General features: G+C 41.7%; 2 protein-coding genes and 1 pseudogene. All 3 read left to right on the forward strand.

Going from position 1 to position 2,420, the window contains the following annotated elements; genetic code table 11:
* Positions 1-218 (forward strand): annotated as a pseudogene (locus ACED46_RS21735) (lipid A biosynthesis lauroyl acyltransferase); the annotation flags it as partial.
* Positions 219-413: 195 nt separating this feature from the next.
* Positions 414-755, forward strand: coding sequence for a DUF723 domain-containing protein (locus ACED46_RS21740; RefSeq protein ID WP_102501471.1), 342 nt, complete (start codon positions 414-416; stop codon positions 753-755).
* Positions 756-1,046: 291 nt separating this feature from the next.
* The gene (locus tag ACED46_RS21745; RefSeq protein ID WP_371722435.1) at positions 1,047-2,396 is read left to right on the forward strand and encodes a polysaccharide lyase family 7 protein; all 1,350 of its coding nucleotides are present in this window, start codon (positions 1,047-1,049) and stop codon (positions 2,394-2,396) included.
* Positions 2,397-2,420 lie beyond the last annotated feature (24 nt).

Genomic DNA, 2,420 nt, shown 5'->3' on the forward strand with positions numbered 1-2,420 from the left:
CATTCACTATGGTGAGAGGCGAAAATGGTCACTATACATTGACTATTAGTGCCCCCGTTGATGGATTCCCGAAAAACGATCCTGACCAAGCTGCCGTATTCATTAATAAAATTGTAGAAAGCTCAATCATGGCAAGTCCAAGTCAGTACATGTGGCTACATAGACGCTTTAAAACCCGTCCTGACGGTGAGTGTTGCTTGTATAAAACACGATATTAGAAACAGCAATATAATTTAATTGCCAAAGGCTCACAATGGACTTGTCGTTGAAATGGGCACAAAACCAAAAACTGTCATAAAAAGATAGAAAGCCTACTTAGGAGGTAAAAGCTACAGCCAGATTGAAACGCTTATAGGCTGCTCCAGACACACGATTTCCAAAGTATCTAAATTAATAAAAAACAACAAGACACTATGTTAAGACCATCGCGACAAGATCGAGAAAACCTCTTTATCCAAAAAGCAAAACTAAAGTACGGTGAGCGGTACGACTTTTCGAAAATGAAGTATGTCAATCGTTCTACCCCTGTCGAAATATTATGCCCAGAGCACGGCGCCTTCCATACAACACCCAATAACTTTCTGGCTACGGTAAAAAAGATCGGTTGCCCGCTCTGCAGCCGTGCACAGAAGGCAAAACGTACACCACAAAAAGCCAATGATAAGAATGAAATCAGGGGGTGTGGGACGGATAACTTCAACGTTCGTGGAGGGACGAAACAATATAACCACCTATTGCTGAAGGTGTTTGATTGATTACTCTCAGCCCTGATAGCTCATCGAAAATTTGGTCTTTGAAAGCACAAAAACCACTCGCCACGTAAACGGATTCTATTCTTCACCGTGACTCAGAATAACGATCGCTTAAGATATGCACAACAATGTGCATAAGATCGCATTATGACATTAATTTTATATTATAAATGATAAGCTCTGCTCAGTTTTTATACACCTGTAAATACCCCCCTCCTTTTGTGTTATTTAAATACAAACTTGGTTCTATAAAAGAACTAGGAATTATATTTAATATCATGGAGAATTACCCGTATGAAGAAACTTACTCTAATTGTAAGTAGTACTTTATTACTCACATCGTTTGCATCAAAAGCAGACCTAGTCAACTTAATTAACCCTAGCTTTGAAGAGGGTTTTTCAGGCTGGACGGAAGTAGAGCCCGCTGCAGTTTCTAGTGTTGCTTTTGATGGTGTGCAATCGGCTAAACTTGAAGGGCCAGGGGCACGATTAGAGCAAACAATTTCGGTATCCAGTAATACCGAATATACGCTAAGCGCTTACGTATTAGATGATGTAAATATCGGTGTTGATGTTGACTCAGAAACATTCAGCCAACCCGTATCTAACTATGATTGGGCTAAAACAACAATCACATTCAACAGCGGTGATGCTACCGAGGTTGTCATTTTTGGCGAATACAACGCGTCGGAAGGGCGTATAGACTTTTTCGAATTGGATTCATCAGAGATTATCGAGCCTCCAATAACTTCCCTTCCTATGTTCGATCTAGACCCTTCTCTACCACCATCAGGTAATTTTGATTTATTGGATTGGAAGTTAGACCTTCCGGTAGATGATAACGGCAATGCCTCCGGCGACGCTCAAGAAATCAAAGAAGATGAGTTATCTAGTGGTTATGAAAATGAATCGTATTTCTATACCGGAGATGACGGTGGGTTAGTGTTTATCTCGCCGGTCGAAGGGGCAACAACCTCAAGCAGTACAAAATACACCCGTTCAGAAATGCGTGAGATGCTTCGCCGAGGCGACACCAGCATTTCAACAACAGGCATGACTGAAAATAACTGGGTCTTTGCAAGTGCCCCCACCGATGACCAAGACGCATCAGGCGGCGTCGACGGTGTATTGGAAGCCACTCTTGCTATAAATGCCGTAACATCGACTGGTGACGATAGTCAAATTGGCCGTGTCATTGTAGGACAAATACATGCAAATGATGACGAGCCTATCCGCCTCTACTATCGATTATTACCCGGTCATACTAAAGGTTCGCTCTATTTTGCTCATGAACCAAACAAAGCAGTATCTCCAGATGATGAGCAATTTATTAACCTTATCGGCAGCTCATCAGATGATGCCTCAGAGCCTGTAGATGGCATAGCGTTAAATGAATTGTTCTTTTACCGTATCGAAGTACAAGGAAATCAACTAATAGTCACGATTAAGCGAGACGATCATGAAGATGTGACACAAACTGTCGACATGACGACCAGTGGTTATGACGTTGGAGGACAATATATGTATTTCAAAGCGGGCGTATACAACCAGAACAACTCTGGAACCGCAACAGATTATGTACAAGCCACATTCTACTACTTAACTAACACTCATATTGTAAGCGTCTTTAAATCGACTCATTGACTTTCAAGCCTCAACACAGATACC

This window comes from Vibrio sp. 1S139, assembly GCF_041439475.1.
In the GTDB taxonomy this organism is placed as follows: domain Bacteria; phylum Pseudomonadota; class Gammaproteobacteria; order Enterobacterales; family Vibrionaceae; genus Vibrio; species Vibrio crassostreae_C.

Excerpts from the sequence above, each read along its gene's own strand:
- ACED46_RS21740 (WP_102501471.1), top strand. The coding sequence starts at position 414 with ATGTTAAGACCATCGCGACAAGATCGAGAAAACCTCTTTATCCAAAAA.
- ACED46_RS21745 (WP_371722435.1), top strand. The coding sequence starts at position 1,047 with ATGAAGAAACTTACTCTAATTGTAAGTAGTACTTTATTACTCACATCG.